17 protein-coding genes and 7 pseudogenes are annotated in these 19241 nt (G+C 66.9%); 15 read left to right on the forward strand and 9 right to left on the reverse strand.

The annotated features are described in order from the left end of the window. Positions 1–120: 120 nt before the first annotated feature. Together OG953_RS01735 and OG953_RS01740 are read left to right on the forward strand one after the other, a co-directional pair. Positions 121–1815 carry an IclR family transcriptional regulator C-terminal domain-containing protein gene (locus OG953_RS01735; protein WP_405682070.1) on the forward strand — a complete coding sequence of 565 codons (1695 nt, stop codon included), beginning with the start codon at positions 121–123 and terminating at the stop codon, positions 1813–1815. A gap of 318 nt (positions 1816–2133) precedes the next feature. Beyond that, positions 2134–3354 (forward strand): annotated as a pseudogene (locus tag OG953_RS01740) (IS3 family transposase); the annotation flags it as partial. A 48-nt stretch (positions 3355–3402) separates the two neighbouring features. On the opposite strand, the pseudogene OG953_RS01745 reads toward OG953_RS01740, so the two are convergent. Continuing rightward, positions 3403–3599, reverse strand: a pseudogene (locus tag OG953_RS01745) (ATP-binding protein); the annotation flags it as partial. 21 nt (positions 3600–3620) lie between these two features. On the opposite strand from OG953_RS01745, the gene OG953_RS01750 reads away from it, so the two are divergent. Beyond that, positions 3621–4217 carry a TlpA family protein disulfide reductase gene (locus OG953_RS01750; RefSeq protein WP_405682071.1) on the forward strand — a complete coding sequence of 199 codons (597 nt, stop codon included), beginning with the start codon at positions 3621–3623 and terminating at the stop codon, positions 4215–4217. Positions 4218–4340: 123 nt separating this feature from the next. Beyond that, positions 4341–4547, forward strand: a pseudogene (locus tag OG953_RS01755) (IS256 family transposase); the annotation flags it as partial. A 38-nt stretch (positions 4548–4585) separates the two neighbouring features. On the opposite strand, the gene OG953_RS01760 reads toward OG953_RS01755, so the two are convergent. Then, the gene (locus OG953_RS01760) at positions 4586–5482 is read right to left on the reverse strand and encodes a transposase (RefSeq protein WP_405682072.1); all 897 of its coding nucleotides are present in this window, start codon (positions 5480–5482) and stop codon (positions 4586–4588) included. A gap of 51 nt (positions 5483–5533) precedes the next feature. Here OG953_RS01760 and OG953_RS01765 point away from each other — a divergent pair, with 51 nt between their 5' ends. The 5 genes and pseudogenes from OG953_RS01765 (at position 5534) to OG953_RS01785 (ending at position 8707) form a co-directional block, all read left to right on the forward strand. Further along, complete coding sequence (locus OG953_RS01765; protein WP_405682073.1) at positions 5534–5941, forward strand: hypothetical protein; 408 nt, start codon at positions 5534–5536, stop codon at positions 5939–5941. A gap of 257 nt (positions 5942–6198) precedes the next feature. Further along, positions 6199–7122: a GNAT family N-acetyltransferase gene (locus OG953_RS01770; RefSeq protein ID WP_405691564.1), complete on the forward strand. Its 924-nt coding sequence runs from the start codon at positions 6199–6201 to the stop codon at positions 7120–7122. Between the two features lie 195 nt (positions 7123–7317). After that, positions 7318–7506, forward strand: coding sequence for a hypothetical protein (locus OG953_RS01775; RefSeq protein ID WP_405682074.1), 189 nt, complete (start codon positions 7318–7320; stop codon positions 7504–7506). Positions 7507–7544: 38 nt separating this feature from the next. Next, positions 7545–7667: pseudogene (locus tag OG953_RS01780) on the forward strand (helix-turn-helix domain-containing protein); the annotation flags it as partial. A 164-nt stretch (positions 7668–7831) separates the two neighbouring features. After that, complete coding sequence (locus OG953_RS01785; protein ID WP_405692440.1) at positions 7832–8707, forward strand: hypothetical protein; 876 nt, start codon at positions 7832–7834, stop codon at positions 8705–8707. A gap of 12 nt (positions 8708–8719) precedes the next feature. Here the strand turns inward: OG953_RS01785 and OG953_RS01790 are convergent, their stop codons facing one another. Continuing rightward, complete coding sequence (locus OG953_RS01790) at positions 8720–9319, reverse strand: hypothetical protein (RefSeq protein ID WP_405682075.1); 600 nt, start codon at positions 9317–9319, stop codon at positions 8720–8722. Between the two features lie 85 nt (positions 9320–9404). Next, positions 9405–10046 (reverse strand): SMI1/KNR4 family protein, encoded by a 642-nt coding sequence (locus OG953_RS01795; protein WP_405682077.1) that lies wholly within the window; start codon positions 10044–10046, stop codon positions 9405–9407. A 114-nt stretch (positions 10047–10160) separates the two neighbouring features. Between OG953_RS01795 and OG953_RS01800 the strand changes: the two genes are divergently transcribed. The 3 genes from OG953_RS01800 (at position 10161) to OG953_RS01810 (ending at position 12529) form a co-directional block, all read left to right on the forward strand. Continuing rightward, the gene (locus tag OG953_RS01800; RefSeq protein WP_405682078.1) at positions 10161–11171 is read left to right on the forward strand and encodes a site-specific integrase; all 1011 of its coding nucleotides are present in this window, start codon (positions 10161–10163) and stop codon (positions 11169–11171) included. 242 nt (positions 11172–11413) lie between these two features. Next, positions 11414–11848: a VOC family protein gene (locus OG953_RS01805; protein WP_405682079.1), complete on the forward strand. Its 435-nt coding sequence runs from the start codon at positions 11414–11416 to the stop codon at positions 11846–11848. A 120-nt stretch (positions 11849–11968) separates the two neighbouring features. Then, positions 11969–12529 (forward strand): SMI1/KNR4 family protein, encoded by a 561-nt coding sequence (locus tag OG953_RS01810; RefSeq protein ID WP_405682080.1) that lies wholly within the window; start codon positions 11969–11971, stop codon positions 12527–12529. 420 nt (positions 12530–12949) lie between these two features. Here OG953_RS01810 and OG953_RS01815 read toward each other — a convergent pair whose 3' ends face one another. The 3 genes and pseudogenes from OG953_RS01815 to OG953_RS01825 all read right to left on the reverse strand — a co-directional run bounded on the left by OG953_RS01815 (position 12950) and on the right by OG953_RS01825 (position 14886). After that, positions 12950–13111 carry a hypothetical protein gene (locus OG953_RS01815; protein WP_405682081.1) on the reverse strand — a complete coding sequence of 54 codons (162 nt, stop codon included), beginning with the start codon at positions 13109–13111 and terminating at the stop codon, positions 12950–12952. Between the two features lie 705 nt (positions 13112–13816). Then, entirely contained in the window at positions 13817–14062 is a 246-nt protein-coding gene (locus OG953_RS01820; RefSeq protein WP_405682082.1) for a helix-turn-helix domain-containing protein, read from the reverse strand. A gap of 180 nt (positions 14063–14242) precedes the next feature. Continuing rightward, a pseudogene (locus OG953_RS01825) lies at positions 14243–14886 on the reverse strand (HAD family hydrolase). Positions 14887–15954: 1068 nt separating this feature from the next. Here OG953_RS01825 and OG953_RS01830 point away from each other — a divergent pair. After that, positions 15955–17056, forward strand: a pseudogene (locus OG953_RS01830) (IS110 family transposase). Positions 17057–17115: 59 nt separating this feature from the next. Here the strand turns inward: OG953_RS01830 and OG953_RS01835 are convergent. Then, complete coding sequence (locus OG953_RS01835) at positions 17116–17403, reverse strand: hypothetical protein (RefSeq protein ID WP_405682083.1); 288 nt, start codon at positions 17401–17403, stop codon at positions 17116–17118. A 499-nt stretch (positions 17404–17902) separates the two neighbouring features. On the opposite strand from OG953_RS01835, the gene OG953_RS01840 reads away from it, so the two are divergent. Beyond that, the gene (locus OG953_RS01840) at positions 17903–18061 is read left to right on the forward strand and encodes a transposase (protein ID WP_405682084.1); all 159 of its coding nucleotides are present in this window, start codon (positions 17903–17905) and stop codon (positions 18059–18061) included. On the opposite strand, the gene OG953_RS01845 is transcribed toward OG953_RS01840, so the two are convergent. Then, entirely contained in the window at positions 18055–18612 is a 558-nt protein-coding gene (locus tag OG953_RS01845) for a transposase (protein WP_405682085.1), read from the reverse strand. The two genes, OG953_RS01840 and OG953_RS01845, sit on opposite strands and share 7 nt — an antisense overlap. Positions 18613–18614: 2 nt before the next feature. Here OG953_RS01845 and OG953_RS01850 point away from each other — a divergent pair. Continuing rightward, a pseudogene (locus tag OG953_RS01850) lies at positions 18615–18965 on the forward strand (IS30 family transposase); the annotation flags it as partial. Between the last annotated feature and the right edge of the window lie 276 nt (positions 18966–19241).

Genomic DNA, 19241 nt, shown 5'->3' on the forward strand with positions numbered 1-19241 from the left:
GCACCGGTCATCCCGTCGGCGCAGGCGAAGCGGGCGCGCAGTGCCCGACCGCCCCGCGCGGCCGAAGGGTCCGCCGGGTACGGTTTGCGCACACCCCGGAGGCTCGACGAGGAGGACCGCATGCCGCATGCCGCGACCGCATCCAAGGCGGACGCCGCAGAACCCGGCGGCGACCCGGTCGGACCGCTGGAGCGCGGTCTGGCCGTGCTGCGCGCCCTGGCCGCCCACCCCGGACCGCGGATGCGCCCCGGCGACCTGGTCCGCGCCACCGGCCTGGCCCGGTCCACCGTCGACCGCATCGTCACCACCCTCACCCACCTGGGATATCTGCGCATCGAGGACGACCGCGACGTGCTGCTCGCGCCGCGCCTGATGGAGCTGGGCAATGCCTACCTCGCCTGCTCCGGTCTCCCCGACGCCCTGGAACCGCTCGCCGTCGCGTTGGCCGACGAGCTGGACGAGTCGGTCTCCCTCGCGGTACCGGACGGCGCCGGGGTGCGGTTCATCAGCCAGTCCACCCGGCGGCGCACCATGGCGCTGGCCTTCCGGATCGGCGACCTGCTGCCCGCCGAGCGCTGCGCCCCGGGCGCACTCTTCGCCGCCGACTGGAGCCCCGAGCAGCAAGCGACCTGGCGCACCCGGCTGCGCGAGGACCCCCGCGACACCGGCTTCACCGCTGTTCCTCCCCGCCCGGTGCCACCGGCCCCCGACGAGGTGGAGTCGGCCTTCCGGCAGCGGGTGGCCGCCGCCCGGGACGCCGGCTGGGCCACCGACGACCAGCTGATCGAGCCCGGTCTGGTCGCCGTCGCAGTCCCCGTCCACGCGCCCGACGGCAGCACCGTATGTGCGCTCAGCGTGGTCAGTCACACCAGCAGGCACAGCGCTCGGTCGCTGGCCGAGCACGCCCTGCCCCGGCTGCTGGAGTACGCGGCGCGGATGGAGGCGGCCCTGGCCTCCCCCGCACCGGCGGCCACGCCGCACGCACCCGGCGGCCCGGACACCTCACGCGCCGCCAAGGCAGAGCTGGGTCCGGAATTCCTGCAGTCGCTGACCCGGGGGCTGGCCGTGCTCACCGCCCTCGGATCGACACCCGGTGGGCTCACCCTGTCCGGCGCTGCCGAGGCCACCGGCCTGGCCCGCGCCACCGCCCGCCGGGCACTGCTCTCCCTCCAGCAGCTGGGGTACGCGGCCCCGGCCGGTGAGGGGCGCCGCTTCACGCTGCTGCCCGCGGTGCTGGAACTGGGCTATGCCCGGCTCTCCCGGCTGACCTTCGCGGAGATCGCGCAGCCCCATCTGGCCCGGCTGGTGGAGCAGGTGCACGACTCGGCGTCCGTCGCGGTGCTGGCCGACGACGACATCATGTACGTCGCCCGAGTGCACACCGTGCGCATCATGAGCGTCAATATCACGGTCGGCACCCGCTTCCCCGCGTACGCCACCTCCATGGGCCGAGTGCTGCTGGCCGGTCTGCCCGAACAGGAGGCGGCCGAGCGGCTGGCCCACGCCTCGGTTCGGTCGCTGACCCCATTCACCCAGGTCGATGCCGCCGATCTCGCCGAGGCCGTGGCGCAGGCGCGACGGGACGGTCACGCCCTGGTGGACCAGGAGCTGGAGGAGGGCCTGCGGTCGATCGCGGTCCCGGTGCACGACCGTACCGGCCGGGTGGCCGCCGCCGTGAACGTCTCCACCCACGCCAGCCGGGGCACCCTGGACGATGTGCGGCGGGCGGTGCTGCCCGCGCTCACGGCGGCAGCTGCCGCAATCGAGGAAGACCTGGCGGTCGTGACGGAACGGGTCCGGCTCACTATCCCCTGACAGCTCCGGCTCACGAGCCCCTTTGTGTCGCCCGGGTCAGTACCGCATACAGGTCGTCCAGGCCGCGCTCCGACCGGCCAGGATCTCCGTCGGATCGGCGATCGGCACCTCGTCGAACTCCAGGCCCTTCGCCTGGCGTGCCCGCAGCACCACCACCCGGCTCTCCGGTCGGGCTCATCGCCGTACACCACGCCCTGGTGCGTCCGCTTCGACTCGCAGATCAGTTACGGGACAGTCCTTGGTTGAACCGTTCCGGGTTTGATCGAGGCTTGATCTTTTGGAAGGATCGAGTCCGTTATGGCGAAGCAATAGCCGAAGGAGCTCAAGGAGCGGGCCGTGCGTCTGGTCCTGGAGACTCGTGATCAGTGCAGGACCGAGTCCGCGGCGATCCGGTCGATCGGGGCGAAGCTCGGTATCGGGCCGGAGTCCCTGCGGAACTGGGTGCGTCAGGCCGAGGTCGACGCCGGTGCCCGGACCGGGACCACGACGGAGGAATCCGCACAGCTCAAGGCCCTCAAGAAGGAGGTCGCCGAGCTGAAGCGGGCGAACGAGATCTTGAAGGCTGCGGCAAGTTTCTTCGCGGCCGAGCTCGACCGGCCACACACACGCTCGTAGCGTTCATCGACGAGCATCGGGACCGCTTCGGCGGAGTCGAGCCGATCTGCAGGACGCTCACCGAGCATGACTGCAGCATCCACCCGTCCACCTATTACGCGCACAAGAAGCGCCCGCCATCGGCCCGTACCCTGCGGGACGCGGAACTGGCACCGCTGATCAGCAAGATCTACCGGGACGACTACAGCGTCTATGGAGCTCGCAAGATCTGGGCCGAACCGAAAAGGCAAGGTCATCAGGTGGCCCGGTGCACCGTGGAGCGCCTGATGAGAGCCGAGGGCCTCGCGGGAGCGGTGCGCGGCAGGAAAATCGTCACCACAGTGGCGGACAAGGAGGCCGAGCGGGCCCCGGACCGGCTGGGCCGGCAGTTCGTGGCGTCCGCCCCGAACCGGGTGTGGGTCGCTGACTTCACCTACGTGGCCACCTGGTCCGGCACCGTCTATGTCGCGTTCGTCGTGGACACTTTTTCCCGCCGGATCGTCGGCTGGTCCGCCGCGACGAACAAGCAGACACCGCTCGTGCTGTCCGCACTCGAAATGGGCCTGTGGCAACGCGACCGCGCGAACACCCCGGTGATTCCAGGGGAGTTGATTCATCACTCCGATGCCGGCTCGCAGCCCGGTACACCAGCTTCCGTCTCGCCACTCACCTGGCATCCGAGCAGATCGCCGCTTCCATCGGCACCGTCGGCGACGCCCTCGACAACGCTCTGATGGAATCGGCCATCGGCCTGTACAAAACGGAACTCATCAAGCCCAGCGGCCCTGGAAAGCCCTCGGCAACGTCGAGTTGGCCACAGCCGAGTGGGTCGACCGGTACGACCACAGCCGACTCCACGGTGAGATAGGCCACGTCCCGCCCGTCGAATACGAAGCCGTCCACTACCAACAGCAGCAAAATCCGCAGGTCACAGCCACAATCTAGAGTCTCTACCGAACCCAGAACGGTTCATGAGGTGCGGGCCTGCGTAGGTCAGCCGATCTTGGCAGGTTCCTCGGCTCGGGCCCGGGTGCTTGCGAGTCGGTAGGAGTCGGTGCCGGTCTCGATGATGGTGCCGTTGAAGGTGAGACGGTCGACGATGGCGGCGCAAAGCCGGGGATCCGTGAACGTCTTGGTCCAGCCGCCGAAGGCTCGTTGAAGGCGATGGCGGGGGTGACTTTCTCTTCACGGGCTCATGGGAAACTCATCACATGATTCTCAGGCCCGTCTCCCGTGCAGTCGCACTGACCGCGATCGTCACTCTTGGCTCGCTCTCTCTGTCCGCCTGCGGCAGCGGCAAGTCCGGAGGCGGCGGTCAGACGAACTACGTGACGAGCACGGGTGGCATCTCAACGGTTGCCAAGGGAGAGCGGAAGCCTGTCGGCCCGATCAAGGGCGAGACCCTTCAAGGCAAGCACCTCGACGTCGCCGACTTCCAGGGCAAGGTCGTCGTGATCAATGCCTGGGGTTCCTGGTGCCCGCCATGCCGGGCCGAAGTCCCGTACTTCAACAAGGTCGCCAAGGAAATGAAGACCAAGGGGGTCGAATTCGTTGGCATCAACGCCCGCGACGGCGACAAGAGCCTATCCAAGGCATTTGAAGACGACTTCGATATGGCATACCCGAGCCTGTACGATCCGACTGGAAAACTGCTCCTGTCAGGATTCCCCAAGGGCACACTGAACCCTCAGTCCCTTCCATCCACTGTCATTCTGGACCGAAATGGAAAGATAGCAGCCAGGGCACTCGGTTCAATCGATGACAACAAACTGCATAAGATGATTGACCCCCTGATCAAGGAGAACTGAACTAACCGACCCATCTCAGTGGCCTCGTCCCACGCAAGGATCGCGCAGCTTCGCGGAATGTGCGCCAGAACCAACTCAGGTTCTGGCACACATTCCGTGAGGAAGGTCAGCGGGGTTCTGCCTGAGAGCGTGAACGCCCGCGTACGCAAGGCCGTCCGGGCCCGCGGTCATTTCCCCTCGGGGGCCGCCGCGTTGAAGTGCGTCTACATGGCGCCGATGAGCCTGGACCCGACCGGGAAGGGCCGCAAGCCGTGGACCATGCGATGGAAGGCACCCCTGAACGCCTTCCAGATCGCCTTCGAAGGCCGCATGACCCCTGCCAGCCACTGACACCTCAAGAACCGAAATCAGCCGTTAAGTTGACACACTCACACGAGGAACAGCGCCGACAGGAGGCCGGGAAGTGGGCGTGCCCGTCCTGTGATGAACCCGGTCCATCCCAACCACCCTGGATGCGCCGTTCGTTTGGCCCTGTCTCGCATTCGGTGGTGACGGAGGAGGTCGAATCCCGCTCTGCCGTACATCTGCCTCGCGATCAACTTCGTTTTGGCGTTCACGCCCTCGGTCGGACCGTTGTTATACGGAAGCGTGAGCCACGCCACGGCCGCGTCGTGGTCTTGCTCGAGGCCGGTGAGGAAGGGTGCCAGCTCGGGCAGCTGGGCCTTCCGGACGTCGGCGATCCAGGCGTCGAGGTCGCCTCCGCGGCGCTCGCACGTGAGCTGGGCGAAGTCGTGCACGAGTCGGGCCAGGGCGGTCATCTCGGGGCAGAACGCGATGAGTTCACCCAGATGCTCACGCCGCTTGTCGGACAGGTTCCCGGGCCGGGTCGTGATCCAGGAGGTGAGGCGGCGCAGGAAGGGCGTGATCCGTTCGCTCTCGTGGCGGCCCTGGTTGAGGTACTTGTGCAGGAGGTTGAGACTGCCGGTGTAGCCGAGAGCACGGATCTCCTCGAAGAGGTGCTTGACCGGGACCCCAGACTCCTCGGTACGGCGTCGGCGCAGGTGCTCGCGGTAGGGGTCGACCAGGCAGGTCCGGTACTGGGGCGGGCGACGAAGCCGGTCGGGCTCGGGCGCGCGAGCGTAGCGTTTGACCGTGTTGAGCGCCAGGTTGAGCCGTCGTGCGCAGTCGAGGAGGCCGACACCGTTGTCGATCAGGTCGTGGACGGCGTGCCAGCGTTCCAGGGTGGTGCGCTCGCGGGTCAGTGTCTGGCGCTTCGGGCCGGCTTTCGCCCAGCAGCCGCTGTGGGCCGCTGCCGCCTTCTCCACCGCCCGTGCCAGGCCGTGCGGGCTGAGAACGAGAAACGTATCCGGGCCGCCATGGACCGCCTCCTGCGCGGCGAGCTCCCGCCCGGCGGAAAGTGCGACATCAAGACCCTCGCCCGTGAAGCGGGCGTCGACCGCACGGCCTTCTATGGCACCCGTCCCTACTCCCAGCTCCGTGCCGAGTTCGAGCGTCGCCGCCAGGCCCTGCAGCAGACCGGAGACATCCCCGACCCCCGTGAAGCTCAGATCGTCCGACTCAAGGCGGAGAGCGCCAAGCTCAGGGAACGGCTGCCCCGATCCGAGCAGACGATCAACGAGCTTATGGACTTCCGCGCCCAGGCTCTGGCACGGCTCGCCGCCCAGCACGAAGAGATCGTCCGACTCCGTGAAGCCGCCCTCGGGACAAGCCGCGTGAGCCGCCTTCCCGCACCGCGAACCACAGTGATCGGAACGTGCAGCTGACACACCGGGATTCACAGGGAACTGCCGGACGCGGGGCGATCGAAAAGGGTTTGCGGACGGGGCGGCGCTTGGCTAGACCTTACGGCGGAACCCCCACCATGAGGGTGAGGGGCCACGAAAGCGAGAGGAGGGATGAGCCCGTGATCGCCGTGATCACCGCGCTTGTGTCCTCCCGGGGTGCGGACCACATCTGACCTCGGAGAGGACGGGCGCCTTCACCGGAGCGTGCTTTGACCGTGAAACAGAACGACCTGACCATGCGTCCGATCACCGGACGCGAAGAACTCGACCTCTTCTCCCAACTGCCTTACACCCTCAACGGGGAATTGGCGGACGACCTTGCCGCCGGCCGCCGACGTCCGGAATGGATGTGGGTCGCCCTTCGCGGCGAGCGGCTACTGGCCAGGGTCGCATGGTGGGGTCGGGCCGGAGACGACACACCATTCCTTTTGGATATTTTCGACATCGACGACAGCAGCGCGGATCGTGATCGCGTGGACATCGGCGTGCGGCTGCTGCGGGCTGCCACGGCCGCAGTGGTCCCAGCCGGCGCCCGTCCACCCGAGTACAACCGAGCCGTCCCACCCGATTGGCGCGAGGGCGGAGTGACCGGGCGCATCGTCGAGGACCGCATGCTTGCCCTAGAACGGACCGGCGCCCGGCAGTTCGTCGAACGGCTGCTTCTGGAGTGGCGTCCCGGGACGCCACTCCCCGAGCCGAGGGGGCGCCTGGCGTTCCGGCCGGTCCGCGGCACCGAGGAAATCCTCGGCCTGATGACTCAGGTCCTGGACGGAACGCTGGACGCGCACAGCAGGGACGACCTGACCCGGATGTCCCCCCGCGAAGCGGCGGCCAGACACTATGAGGAGGAGCTCGCGCACTTCCGGAGCCCGCAGGACTGGTGGCGGATCGCGACACTGCCGGACGGCGAGCCGGTGGGGTTCGTCACCCCGGCCCGCAACGACTACAACCCCGTCATCGGCTACCTCGCCGTACTCCCCGAACATCGGGGCAACGGCTACATCGACGAGATCCTTGCCGAAGGCACCCGGATCCTCGGCGCGCAGGATGTCCCCCGCATCCGGGCAGCCACGGATCTCGGCAACACCCCCATGGCGAACGCTTTCCAGCGCATCGGATACGTCAACTTCGCACGCCGGATCTGCATGGTCTGGAGCTGACCGATGGCGCGGGGCTCCCGCAACGGCGTCCCGCCCACTCGCCCGCGACCAACACAGTGAACTGCATCACACCAGCGAGGCTGGAATGCAACACACACTGCCCCCATCGTCGCGAACGCGGCGTCAAAACTCGTCTTCCCAGTCACGACACGACTCCGACTGCACACGGCCTCTGCGGACACAAGGCACGCCTACGTGACGCACCTGATCGAAGCCGGCTACGACCCGCTGTTCGTCCAGCAGCAGGTGGGGCACTCCTACGCGTCCACCACCGCGCTCCACACCTCCGTGTCGTCGGACTTTCGCACCCGCACGCTGCGCAAAGTCCTGGACGGCACGATCGGCCGAGCGACCAGCACTGCGACCGGGGAAGGACCGCGATGATCAGGCGACTCGGCTACCACTGGCACCTGCGACGGATCATGGCCGCGCACAACATCTGGAAGACCACCGAACTCATCCCCCTCGTGCGCGAGCGAGGCATCAACCTGTCCACCGCGCAGGTCCACCGCCTGGTCACCGACCGGCCCGAGCGCCTCTCTCTGCCGGTCCTGGCCGCGCTCTGCGACATCCTCGCCTGTTCGCCCGCCGACCTCATCGAACCGTATGTCGAAGCAGATCGGCGCAAGCGCACCGCCGGCGAGGCGGCCGTCATCGAGATCAATGCCGACTTCCGTCCCGAGCGCGCTCGCATCATCGAGGACCGAACATGCCCGCACCCCGGAAGTACACCTCCGATCCGAGCAAGTACCCAGCCTGTGTGCGCTGTGGCTCCTGCTACCCCGCCAGTCGGCACTGGCCCGAGGGCATCGTCTGCTTCTACTGCGTGCGCGAGGCGCGTAACTGCCAGGGAACCTGTGCTGCCTGCGGTCACGTGGGCATCCTCCCGGGGGAAGCCCCGACCTTGGACGAGTGCAGTCAGCATGACGTCGATACCTGGTTCGGCAACGGCACCAGCACGCGCGGAGACGCGAACAACTTTCTCTACTGGGCCGTCAAGCAGCGGCTGGTCAGCAAGCTCGCAATTCCCTGGGCACGTCACGGCAACGGCCCACTCGCGAGCGAGAAGGACCACATCGACGCGCTCCGCGCTCTGCTTCTCCACCAGACCCTGCCGGCAGCACACCGGGCCATCGGCATCATGCTCGTCCTCTTCGGGCAACCCCTCGCCAGAGTCGTGACGATGCGCATGGACGCCTTCCGTGAAGGCCCGAACGGGATGGTGGTGAAGCTCGGCAGAGACTGGATCGACGTTCCGGAGGTGGCAGCGGGCGTGATCCGGGTCCATCTCGCTTCCCGCCCCGGCATCAGCACCGCCGCGAACCCGGATTGCCCGTTGGCCTTCCCCGGGCGCATGCCCGGGCGGACCATGCACGTCTACAGCGCTGCGACGATTCTCCGTGAAGCCGGCATCCCGGCCATGGCCACCCGCTCCAGAGTCTGGATCCAGATGGTCCGAGAAGCACCGCCGGCCGTCCTGGCAGGCGCCCTTGGCGTGATCCCCAAGACGGCGATGCGTTACGCCGAGCAAGCAGGAATGGACTACCTGGGATACGCAAACCTCCCCCGGTTCCAAGAGGAATGACTGGAGACGACATCAGCGCTGGCTTTCAGGATCAACAACCTCCGGGAAGCCAAGCCGGTCGAGCAGCGTATCGAACAGCTCCTCCGCGAAGACCTCCCCTGAGCGGAGGACCTCTTGGATCGAAGCCGCAGTGACCGAGTGCCCAAATCCCGTGGAACGGGCCCAATTCAGTGCCCCCTGGGCATCGCCAGGCACATGCGCGTCCAGTTCTGCGCGCTTACGGTCAACGGCCTCGGCGAACATCGGCATGCTGATCCACTCGCTCATGTCATCGACATCATCGGGAACTTCCGCCCACAATCCCGCTGCCTTCTCCAGGTTCAGGCACGCCTCCCAGAGCTCCACGTCCGGCCCCAGGCCCATCGCCATCGCCACGTCGCTGTCATATACGGAAACCACACAGGCCGGAGAACCCGTCCACTCCACCAGCGCCCGCAGCGTTGCTTCCGGCTTCTTGATGACGTCCCCGCCGAACTGCAGCGTCTGCCAGCCTCCTGCACGCGGCCAATTGACGTGAACTGTGACCCTGCTCTGATCGATCCCGTCGAAAACCGGCGCACCGAGCAAGGGACGGCCGCTGCGACCGAAAACCAGCTCTCCCGAGAACCCCATCGTTTCTCCCCTCCGAGTTCGTGGGGGACAAACTACGACCGTCCACTGACAACGGAGGCCCAGAACGCATCTGCTGCGCCGAGGGTCAAGAGGCGGCTGCCCAAGCTTCCGTACGCCAGGCTGGCAGTTCCTTGTCCAGCCACTCCTCGACGGTCCTCCGCCAAGGATCCGAAGGATCACTGTCGGCGACATCGGCCCAGGCGTCCTCGGCCATGTCGGGGTCGATGAACAAACTGTCGAGGTAGGCGTCAAAGTCGTCGGCGACCTTTGTGAAGACATGGCTGCCCAGATACCCCGGCCAGGCGATGGCATGGACGAACGCGTGGAGCCGGCCATGAGTGGCCGGGTTCAGGTCCAGGAAGAGGGTGTCGCTTCCGCCATTGCGGGCGATGGGCAGCAGGCCGGTCAGGGGCACGTTCTCAGCGAGCCACCCATCGCGACTGCGCAGATACTCGCCCAGGAGAGTTCCCCGGCCGTACTCACCGGCGTCGTCACGGCCCAACTGGTAGAGGTCGTCGAAGCCCTGGACCGGTTCTGGTTCACAGGCCGGGAGGCGGACCGAGTAGTCCAGCTTCTCCCCGCCGGCGGCTTCCAGGAACGAACGGTACGCGGGTGGCAGAGGCAGCCCGATCTCCCGTTCGAGCACGGCGCACTCGCCCGGGCCGAACGGCCTGAACGGACCGCCCACCAGGCAGCCCCGATACCAACGCGAGAGCTCCTCGGACACGGACGGATTGTTGCACCCCGCTACAACACCCCCGAGGGCTACTCACCCCTCACCAACAGCCGTCCTTACCAACACGGCTGACCGCGACCTGCGGGAACGGCCGCCAGGCCGTATATGAAGCGGCCCCGTTATCTGCGGCAAGGGGGAAGCGGCGCCGTCGTACAACTGCCCGCCGGAAAGGCACTGACCGTCCGCGCGGCGGCCGACGTCTTCCTTGACTCGCTCGGCAACCCGAACACGGTCCGCAACTACGGGATCGGGGTGGGCAAGACCGCCGAACGGCTCGGCGAGAGCCGGCCACTGGCGTCCGTCGCGGACGACGAGATCGGCGAGGTCCTGGAACTTCTGTGGGTCAGCTCCGCGGTGAACACCTGGAGCGCCCGGCGTGCGTCGGTGCTCTCGTGGCTGGGCTGGTGCGATGAGCGCGGGTACGACGGCCCGGCGGTCCCGGCCTGGGCGAAGCGGCTTGCCCCGCCGGACTCCGAGACCCCGGCGCGCTCGAAGATGACGATCGACCGGCTGATCGCGCGGCGCGAGGTGCACCTGCGGGAGAAGACGCTGTGGCGGATGCTCTACGAGACCGTCGCCCGCGCCGAGGAGATCCTGGGCGTCAACATCGAGGAGCTCGACCTCGCCGGGCGCCGGGCCCCGGTGAAGGCCAAGGGCGCTCGTCCTCGTACGCGTCGCCGCGGCGCTGTCCGCGAGGACTTCGTCCTGGAGACGGTCTACTGGGACGCTGGTACTGCCCGGCTGTTGCCCCGCCTGCTCAAGGGGCGTACGCGTGGCCCGGTGTTCGTCACCCGCCGCAAGCCAGGTCCCGGCAAGGTCGTCAGTCCGCGCGACATCTGCCCGGACGCCGGGCTCGCCCGCCTCTCCTACGGGCAGGCCCGGATGCTTCTGGACGAGCACACGGCCCTGGGCGGCAAGCCAAGCACGGGCTGGGATCTGCATGAGTGGCGGCACTCCGGCCTGACCCACCTCGGCGAGGGTGGGACGAGCCTGCTCATGCGGATGGCGAAGTCCCGGCACAAGAAGGCGGAGAACGTACGGAAGTACTTCCACCCCTCCCCGGAGGCGATCGCCGAAGTCATCAGCCTGCTCGCGCCGGGCGACCGCCGACGCTGAGCACGGGCGGGTTGCCTCCCGTACGCTCCTTCGTTGTAATGGGGCGCGGCTACAACTCACCTGCGTGCATGCGACGTTCCCGAAGTCCGCCAGGACCTCCTCCAGTGGGGACACTGTCAGGATCGTCATCCCACGGCTCAAGGTCCCACTCATCGCCACGAGTCAGCCGCATGCGCCACAACCCAGCCAGGGGCGGGCCCGTGGAGACGACGAAAGACCCCGCCCGCCTCTACGATGGGCCGATGACGTCGATCAAGAAGTTCCAAATCACCTTCGACTGCGCAGAACCTGAGCGCGTCGCTCGTTTCTGGTGCGAGGTGTTGGGGTACGTCGTACCGCCGCCACCGGAGGGGTTTGCCACTTGGGACGATTTCGATCGCTCTCTGCCGGCTGAGCGTCAGGGTTCGGCGTTCGTCTGCATTGATCCCTCAGGTCTGGGCCCGCGAATGTTCTTCCAGCGCGTTCCCGAAGGCAAGGCCGTCAAGAATCGGCTCCATCTTGACGTGCGGGTCGGCACCGGGCTCGTGGGTGAAGAGCGCCTGGCCGCACTTGAGGCCGAGTGCGCACGACTGGTCCCGCTCGGCGCGGTACGCGTGCGACTACTGCTTGCCGATGGAGTCAACGAGTCGTGCCTCGTGATGCAGGACATCGAGGGCAACGAGTTCTGTCTCGACTGAGTGGCCGCGAACGTGGCACCTTCGCGAGTCGACTGGTGCAGTTCGCCATCACGAGGGTCGCTGTCCCGCGGCGCGCCAACGATCCTGATCCGGAACCGGTGGGTGGTACATATGAGCCGTATGGACACTGAGCACGCTGCCCCTGACGACCTTGCCGCTCTGCGCGCGGCCTTCGATGTGGACGATGGTGGCGCATCGGCACTGGGCTGGGAGACGGTGCACGCCTTCGAGGCTGAGCACGGCATCGTCCTGCGTGAGCCCTATCGAACGTTCGTCGCGGAGATAACCGACGGGTCTTACTCCGGGCCACCTGACTACGGTCTCGAATCACTGGCTGAACTGCCGGATGACTGGGGAGACGACCGACCGGAGCGCGACCTGAGCCGGCCCTTCCCCCTGACCAAGATGTGGCTGTGGGAAGAAGACCCCAGACCCTGTGAGGAGATCGATCCGATCCTCGACCAGGTCTTCGATCACGGCTCGATCGTGCTCGGTACTGATGGCTGCGCAATGAACTGGCACCTCATCGTGACCGGGCCTCACCGAGGTCACGTCTGGAACATCAGCGGCGAAGGAGCTGCTCCGTTCGGAGCAGAGTTCGGGTTCACTACTGGCGCCCCGGGGTTCGCAGGATGGGTCGAGCACTGGGCCGCGAACAAGCCGTGGTTCGACGCTGCGTGAGGCGCTAGTCGCGTGGTCGGTGGAGCCGCCTTCCGCCACGTGTCCGCCTTCGCGTACAGCGGCTTCGTGCCCTCCGCCGTACAGAACCGCAGGTGGTCCTCAACCGCACAGTCCTACGCGTCGATCGTGTTGGACGCCCGACCGATGTTTGCCGGCAGCCTCAGGTGACGATCAGCCGGACGCGGTCGTGGCCGACGAGGGTGACTGCCCCGGCAGCATGCATGGTTTTGTGTACGGAGCCGCAGTAGAAGCATGCTTCGCCGTGTAACCCCGCAAGGCTCACCGGCTCGTCGACGATGGTGGGTGGTCCGGGTGCTGGCTCGCCCATGGTGGTCCTATTTGCACGATCGTTCTGACACGGCAGAGCATGGGCTGCGGCGACATGCACAAGTGCCCCAGTAAGGGGTATCTCGGCGATGGTCAGACGGCGTGGCACCATTCGGAGAAGTTTGTCAGCGTCTCGGCCTCCGCGCGCTTCAGGCGCCGCCGGGTCCCGGCGTCCTCGCGCACCCATGGATGCTCGCGGGTGTGCTGGGGCGCGATCCGGCGGTCAACCTTCAGCAACTCGAAGATGTCATCCATGAGCCGGCCCCACGGCTGTGCGCGGGCCGGCTCGATGTAAAATCCGGACCGTCGCTCAACCGGCAGGTCGCTCGGCGGCTTGCACTCGCGGGCCACATCGAAGGCAGCTGAACGTGTTCGTTGCCAAGGCTGACTGCGACGCTTACTTCATGGATGCGTACGCTGCCCGGTTCGAACGCCGTACCTCGTTACACGCCGTCCGGCACGCGGTCCCCCATGGCCCACCCTTCGTCGAGGGTGTTCGTCGGCCGCGTCATGGCGGCCGGCCCGCCCCGCGATAACTGCAGCCCTCATGTGGAGTGCCCCGCGGGCGGCGATGGCCTCATGGCCGACAGGGGTGGGCAGGCATCGATTGCGCGCTCCGGTGCGCGCAGGCCTGATGCATGGGCTCGGGCAGCGAAGAAGACCTCGATTCGGACATAGCTGACCGCGGAGTCCAAGAGGAGATCGTCCGAGCCCGAGGGAGCCCAGGGCATCATCTCGATGAGTCGTGCGGACAAGTCGTGGCTCGGTATTTTGTAGACTATGGAGTCGTCGCAGCGTTACGCCGCGACAAGGAGCATGGCAAGGTCACGCCTGTCGGTGCCGGCCGCGTTCTGTGTTGCGCGCGCGAGTTCGGCCAGGAGGTCACATACGGTCCGGGCGATCCGCAGATACTGGGCAGACAGGCGCCAGGCTGTGGTCTGGGCGAGCGCGGACCTCAACTCAGGCGACCAACCGGACCGGCCCATCGTCCGCGACGCCATAGGCGGCGATTGCCGCCGACAGGGCGGACAGTGCGTCACACGTCCGGGTCGACGCATGCTCTCCGTCGACGATGAGCCCGGACGGGTCCACACCGAGGGCTGCGACATCGAGAGTGTCGTCGGTATCGCCTCGCTCGCCCCGCTCGATCTTTCGGATCGTGCCAAGGGCTACGCACGCGGCGCTGGCCAGTTTCCGCTGAGTCATTCTCGGGCGGCCGAGGCTGTGGTAGTACGCAATACGTCGGCCTGCCACACCAGTTGAGGACGGCGGCATGCATGCTCCGTTCAAGGCCTCCGCTTCGGGCCCTACCGGGATCTTCATCTCAAAGGTACGCATACGGTTCCGCCCGAGAGCTTGAGTTCAAGCGGGGGTCGTCTGGCTGTGTCACTCGTTGACGATGCTGGTCAGGTCCGTGAGCGAAGTGATCGACCAGTCCGTGGTGGCAACGACGTCGGGGTCGTCGGCCCACCAGTGTCCCCACGGTCCGCGGCGAATGTGGGCGGGCCGCAGTCCTGCAGCCTTGGCAGGGAAGACGTCGTTCGCCGGGTGATCGCCCACGTAGACGGTCTCGTGGGGGGGGCGGCTCCTGACGCAGCGAGTACGCGTCGGAAGAATTCCGCATCCGGCTTGGCGACACCCCACTCCGCTGAGGTGGCGACGAGGTCGGCAGGAAGGTCGAGCGCGCGGAGCATCTCACCGGCCTTGCCGGTCTGGTTCCCGGCGACAATCACGCGGATGCCGAGTTTGCGAAGTCCTTCGAGAGCAAGGTGGACATCTGGGTAGAGGTCCGTCTCGTCGAGGTGCTCACCTTGGCCGGCTGCTTCGCGGGCAGCGTACTCGGCGGCGATGTCGATGTCCGGACGGATTATACGCAACGCCTCTGCGTTGTCGCGACCTTGGGTGACGACGGCGCCGACGAGGGCACTGACGGTGTGTCGTGGGACGCCGAGCCAGTCGGCCCAGGATGCCCAGTAGCGGTCGTCTCGGGTGAGGGTTTCTCCGATGTCGAACACCACTGCGCGAATCATGGGCCGCATCCTATGCGGGCGCCCGACCCAAGTACTGGATGTTGCGGCAGTCATCAGAACTCACACGCCGTTACGGGTCACCATTTCAGCCGTCTTCGAGACGTGTCTGCACGTTCCGACTGGCAGCGCCTTCAACGCCGTCCTTCTCCACGGGGCCGGGAGCAGCAGGACCGGTATCGCCCTTCGACCTGTGCAGTCCAGAGACGGCATCTGGAGTGGTCGAGGAGTCTCTTGGTTCAGGTCCTCCTACAGCGACGTCCAAGGAAGGACGTGCAGGGCGATAGCCAACCTGGGCCCGACCCGGCACCTATCGTCCCAGGACGGCATGGGTCTCTTCGTGGGCCTCGTCCACTCCGGCCCGGCCGACTTCAGCAAGACCGCCCCTCAGCCCCTCAGGAATCGGACCGCTCCCCGGCACCCGCGCAGCCAGGAGATCGCCGCTGCATCCGGAGCCCGAAGCTGGATCCCGTACGCGGCCTGCAACAGCGGTCTTGAGTCCGGTGAGATATCCGGTACTTCGGACGGGAGTCAGTGCGCGATGCCGTCGATCAGTGTGCGGATACGGGTACTGGGTCGTCCGGCGCCACGGCTCCGATCAGCAGCTGGGCTTCTGCGGGATTAAGACCGACCGGCAATTGGGGGGTGGGTGAAGGAGCGGGGCTGGGGTGCGTGCATCGCAAGGCGGAGGATCGAGCCATGGCGAATGGGGCCTCCCCTGCTCGAGCGAAGCCGAGAGCTCGGGGAACATGGTGATTGACGACAACGCCGCGAGGTGCGTGCCCCAGCCCCGGGAATCCGCCCCGTTATGTTTTTCGTGGTCCTGCAACGGGGCCGCTGGCCTCCGGGCCCGGCATGACTGTTGCCCCCTGTCGAAGACATGACCTGGGGGGTGGTGTCACCGGGCCCGGAAGGTGTCGTCACAGACGCTGATGAGAGGTCCGGCCACCGCCTGGTCCGACGCAACGCCGGGCGGCTTGCGGGCGGCAGGTCTGCATAACGTGGATGCGCGAGCACGACACCGACGCCGAGGCCGGCACCGTGAACACCCCCTGGGGAGAGGGAGTAACGATGTTCGACACGACCGAGGTGGGCGTCTTCCTGGGCCTGGACGTCGGCAAGAGCGCCCATCACGGGCACGGGCTGACCCCGGCGGGGAAGAAGGTCTTCGACAAGCCGATGCCCAACAGTGAGCCCAGACTGCGGGCCGTCTTCGACAAGCTGACCGCGAAGTTCGGCACCGTGCTGGTGATCGTGGACCAGCCCGCCTCCATCGGAGCTCTGCCCCCGACCGTCGCCCGGGACGCCGGCTGCAAGGTCGCCTACCTGCCCGGCCTGGCGATGCGCAGGATCGCCGACCTCTACCCGGGCGAGGCCAAGACCGACGCGAAGGACGCCGCGGTCATCGCAGACGCCGCCCGCACCTCCAACCGGATACGCGGCTTGCTCACCCAGTTCCACCCCAGCCTCGAACGCGTCCTCGGGCCACGCCTGGACCACCAGGCCGTCACCTGGCTGCTGGAACGCTACGGCTCCCCGGCATCGCTGCGGAAGGCGGGCCGTCGCCGGCTCGTCGAGGCGATCCGACCCAAGGCGCCACGCATGGCCGCCCGGCTGATCGACGACGTCTTTACTGCCCTGGACGAGCAAACCGTCATCGTCCCGGGGACCGGCACCCTCGACACCGTGATCCCATCCCTGGCCCGCTCGCTGGGAGCCGTCCACGAACAACGCCGGGCCCTGGAAGCCCAGATCAGCACCCTGCTGGAGGCCCACCCTCTTTCCCAGGTCCTGACCTCGATGCCCGGCGTCGGAGTCAGGACCGCCGCAGTCCTGCTGACCACCGTCGGCGACGGCAGCTCGTTCCCGAGCGCCGCGCACCTCCTACGCCGGACTCGCCCCGACCACCAGACAGTCCGGCACCTCGATCCACGGCGAACACGCACCCCGAGGCGGAAACCGGCAGCTCAAACGTGCCATGTTCCTCTCTGCCTTCGCCTGCATGAACGCCGATCCCGCCTCCCGCACCTACTACGACAAACAACGCGCCCGCGGAAAGACCCACACCCAAGCCCTCCTCCGCCTCGCACGCCAACGCATCAGCGTCCTGTTCGCCATGCTCCGCGACGGCACCTTCTACGAATCACGAGCCTCCGAAGCAGCCGTCGCATGACCAGCCCATCAACAGCCCGACTCGCCAGCACAACGATTCAGCAGCCGTCAGAGCCGTCGTCAGTGTGTTACGCCGCCCGCCCACGCCAAGATCTCCGCGGCGCCCTGACGGACAGCCGCCTCCCCGTCCCGAGCGAGCTGCACGCAGACTGCCGCGACGTCAGGCACGCTGTCCGGTCCCGCCAGGACGTCATGCACCCCGGTCTGCATCCAGTCGGCATGGCTGTCGTCGGCTTCGGCGAGCGCCAGAGCAATGAGTCGCACCGCAGCCACCGTCCCCACCCGGGCCAGGGCCTCTGCCGTCTGACGGGTCACTGCCGTGTCCTCGACGTCCAGCAGCAGCCCCACCAACGCTTCCGCAGCCTCAGGACCATCAGGGAAGGAAGCAAGGTCATGCCCGGCACGAACACGTTGCGACCACGAAGGAGACGAGGCCCCAGCCAAAGCCACCTCCACCCCACTCATCATCTCCGACACGACCAGACAGTCTCATGCCCCACGGCGAAGATCGAGCCGGGACCGAACCTGCCCACGCTTGACGAAGGACATAGAGGCACCCCCAATTGTCGGTCGGTCTAACAAGCTGTTGTCTTTCCGATCGTGCGGTCGTTCTGGATCGAACAGAGTGCTGGATCGGGTGAGTTCGCCGCTGTGCACGCATGAAGGAAGGGCCTCCTGGTAGCTCGCGGTTGTTGAAGCCAGAGCGACAGGGAGGCCCTTGTTGTTGCAGTCTTGCGTGGTCAGCTTGGTGGAGTCCAGCTCGTCCACCCCAGCGTGTGACTGTCTCGCCCACAAGTTCGGGAACGCGGCCGATCAGCCCGGCCGGGAGCGCTGTTACGACTCGGACATGAGTGATGCGGAGTGGGCGGTGGTCCGGCAGGCTTTTCCGACGCCGGCGTGGATGGAGAGCCGGGGTGGCCGGCCCGAGGGCTACTGCCACCGCCAGATGCTCGACGCGGTCCGCTACCTGGTCGACAACGGGCAATGCCGTTGCTTGAGCTACTGAAGTATCGCGGGCGTAAGGGTGATGCCCTTCTCCGGAACCCGTCGTGTGCCTCGCCTGACCTGGTCTTTCTTGCGCACGATGTACTGCGAGACCGGATGGCGGGTGTAGCGGTCCGCCTCGCGTAGCCGTCGGAGACCGTTGTCGAGCTTGCGTACGACTTTCGTGGCCATCCGTTTCATAAACTGCCGCAGACGGCGGGCCGACCGGCCTACCTGGAGAACAACACTGCGTCGTGTGTGTTTAAGGACCTTGACGAACGAGATCCGGTCGGGGTCCAGACCTTCGCCGTCGGCCAGCCGCATGATGATCCGGTTCAGACAGTGATGGAGGGTCAGGTGAGCCCAGATCTCCTGCCGCACCAGTTCCGGCGACACCGACCGCAGCACCTCGGCCCTCCCCCGCTGAAAGGTCTTCAGCTGCCGGTAGGCGGATTCGATCTCCCAGCGCTCGTGATACAGGGCTGCCAGCTCCTCGGCGGGCCAGGCCTCGGGGTCGAGCAGGTCGGTCAGCAGCCTGGTTTTCTCGCCGCCGTCGACCTGGTAGTCGATCACCGCTGGCCGGCTACGGAGCGGTGACGATGAAGAACGCGCTGGCAGCAACGGTCGGCACCCTGCCCGGGCAACTATGGCGGTCGCTGACCTGGGACCGCGGCAAGGAGCTGTCGGCACACGCCCAGTTCACGATCGAGACCGGCATCCCGGTCTACTTCGCCGACCCGCACAGCCCCTGGCAGCGCGGCACCAACGAGAACACGAACGGCCTGTTGCGCCAATACTTCCCGAAGGGAACTGACCTTTCTCGATGGGCGGCTGAGGATATCGAGGCGGTCGCTGCCACGCTCAACAGCCGGCCCCGGCCCGGATGGGAGTGCCGCTGCCCGGCGAGATTCATCCGGGTCAGATAGGTCCCGTCAGGCAAGACCTCCATGGGCTTCGCGGCGACGAAGGTGCGGGCTCTGATCAGCAAGTGTGCTCCGGCCTGCGTGTAGGCCTTCCACAGTGCGACGCCGGGGAAGGCCCGGTCCATGATCACCAGCATGCCGGCGGCACTGCCGGCCATCTCTGTCGCCAGGGCGGGCTCGCCACCACCGCCCTTGAAACTGCCTATCCGCGCGTCGATCGTCGCGTGCGTACCGGTCTCGGTCAGCGTCACCACTCTGGCCTGCGGGAACCCGATGGGC

Origin of the sequence: Streptomyces sp. NBC_00057, from assembly GCF_045041165.1 — a bacterium.
Taxonomy (GTDB): domain Bacteria; phylum Actinomycetota; class Actinomycetes; order Streptomycetales; family Streptomycetaceae; genus Streptomyces.

Bases quoted from the DNA above. Each gene is read 5' to 3' on its own strand.
- OG953_RS01735 (WP_405682070.1), top strand. From the start codon at position 121: ATGCCGCATGCCGCGACCGCATCCAAGGCGGACGCCGCAGAACCCGGC.
- OG953_RS01750 (WP_405682071.1), top strand. From the start codon at position 3,621: ATGATTCTCAGGCCCGTCTCCCGTGCAGTCGCACTGACCGCGATCGTC.
- OG953_RS01765 (WP_405682073.1), top strand. From the start codon at position 5,534: ATGGACCGCCTCCTGCGCGGCGAGCTCCCGCCCGGCGGAAAGTGCGAC.
- OG953_RS01770 (WP_405691564.1), top strand. From the start codon at position 6,199: ATGCGTCCGATCACCGGACGCGAAGAACTCGACCTCTTCTCCCAACTG.
- OG953_RS01785 (WP_405692440.1), top strand. From the start codon at position 7,832: ATGCCCGCACCCCGGAAGTACACCTCCGATCCGAGCAAGTACCCAGCC.
- OG953_RS01790 (WP_405682075.1), bottom strand. From the start codon at position 9,319: ATGGGGTTCTCGGGAGAGCTGGTTTTCGGTCGCAGCGGCCGTCCCTTG.
- OG953_RS01800 (WP_405682078.1), top strand. From the start codon at position 10,161: ATGAAGCGGCCCCGTTATCTGCGGCAAGGGGGAAGCGGCGCCGTCGTA.
- OG953_RS01805 (WP_405682079.1), top strand. From the start codon at position 11,414: ATGACGTCGATCAAGAAGTTCCAAATCACCTTCGACTGCGCAGAACCT.
- OG953_RS01810 (WP_405682080.1), top strand. From the start codon at position 11,969: ATGGACACTGAGCACGCTGCCCCTGACGACCTTGCCGCTCTGCGCGCG.
- OG953_RS01815 (WP_405682081.1), bottom strand. From the start codon at position 13,111: ATGGATGACATCTTCGAGTTGCTGAAGGTTGACCGCCGGATCGCGCCC.
- OG953_RS01820 (WP_405682082.1), bottom strand. From the start codon at position 14,062: ATGACTCAGCGGAAACTGGCCAGCGCCGCGTGCGTAGCCCTTGGCACG.
- OG953_RS01840 (WP_405682084.1), top strand. From the start codon at position 17,903: ATGAGTGATGCGGAGTGGGCGGTGGTCCGGCAGGCTTTTCCGACGCCG.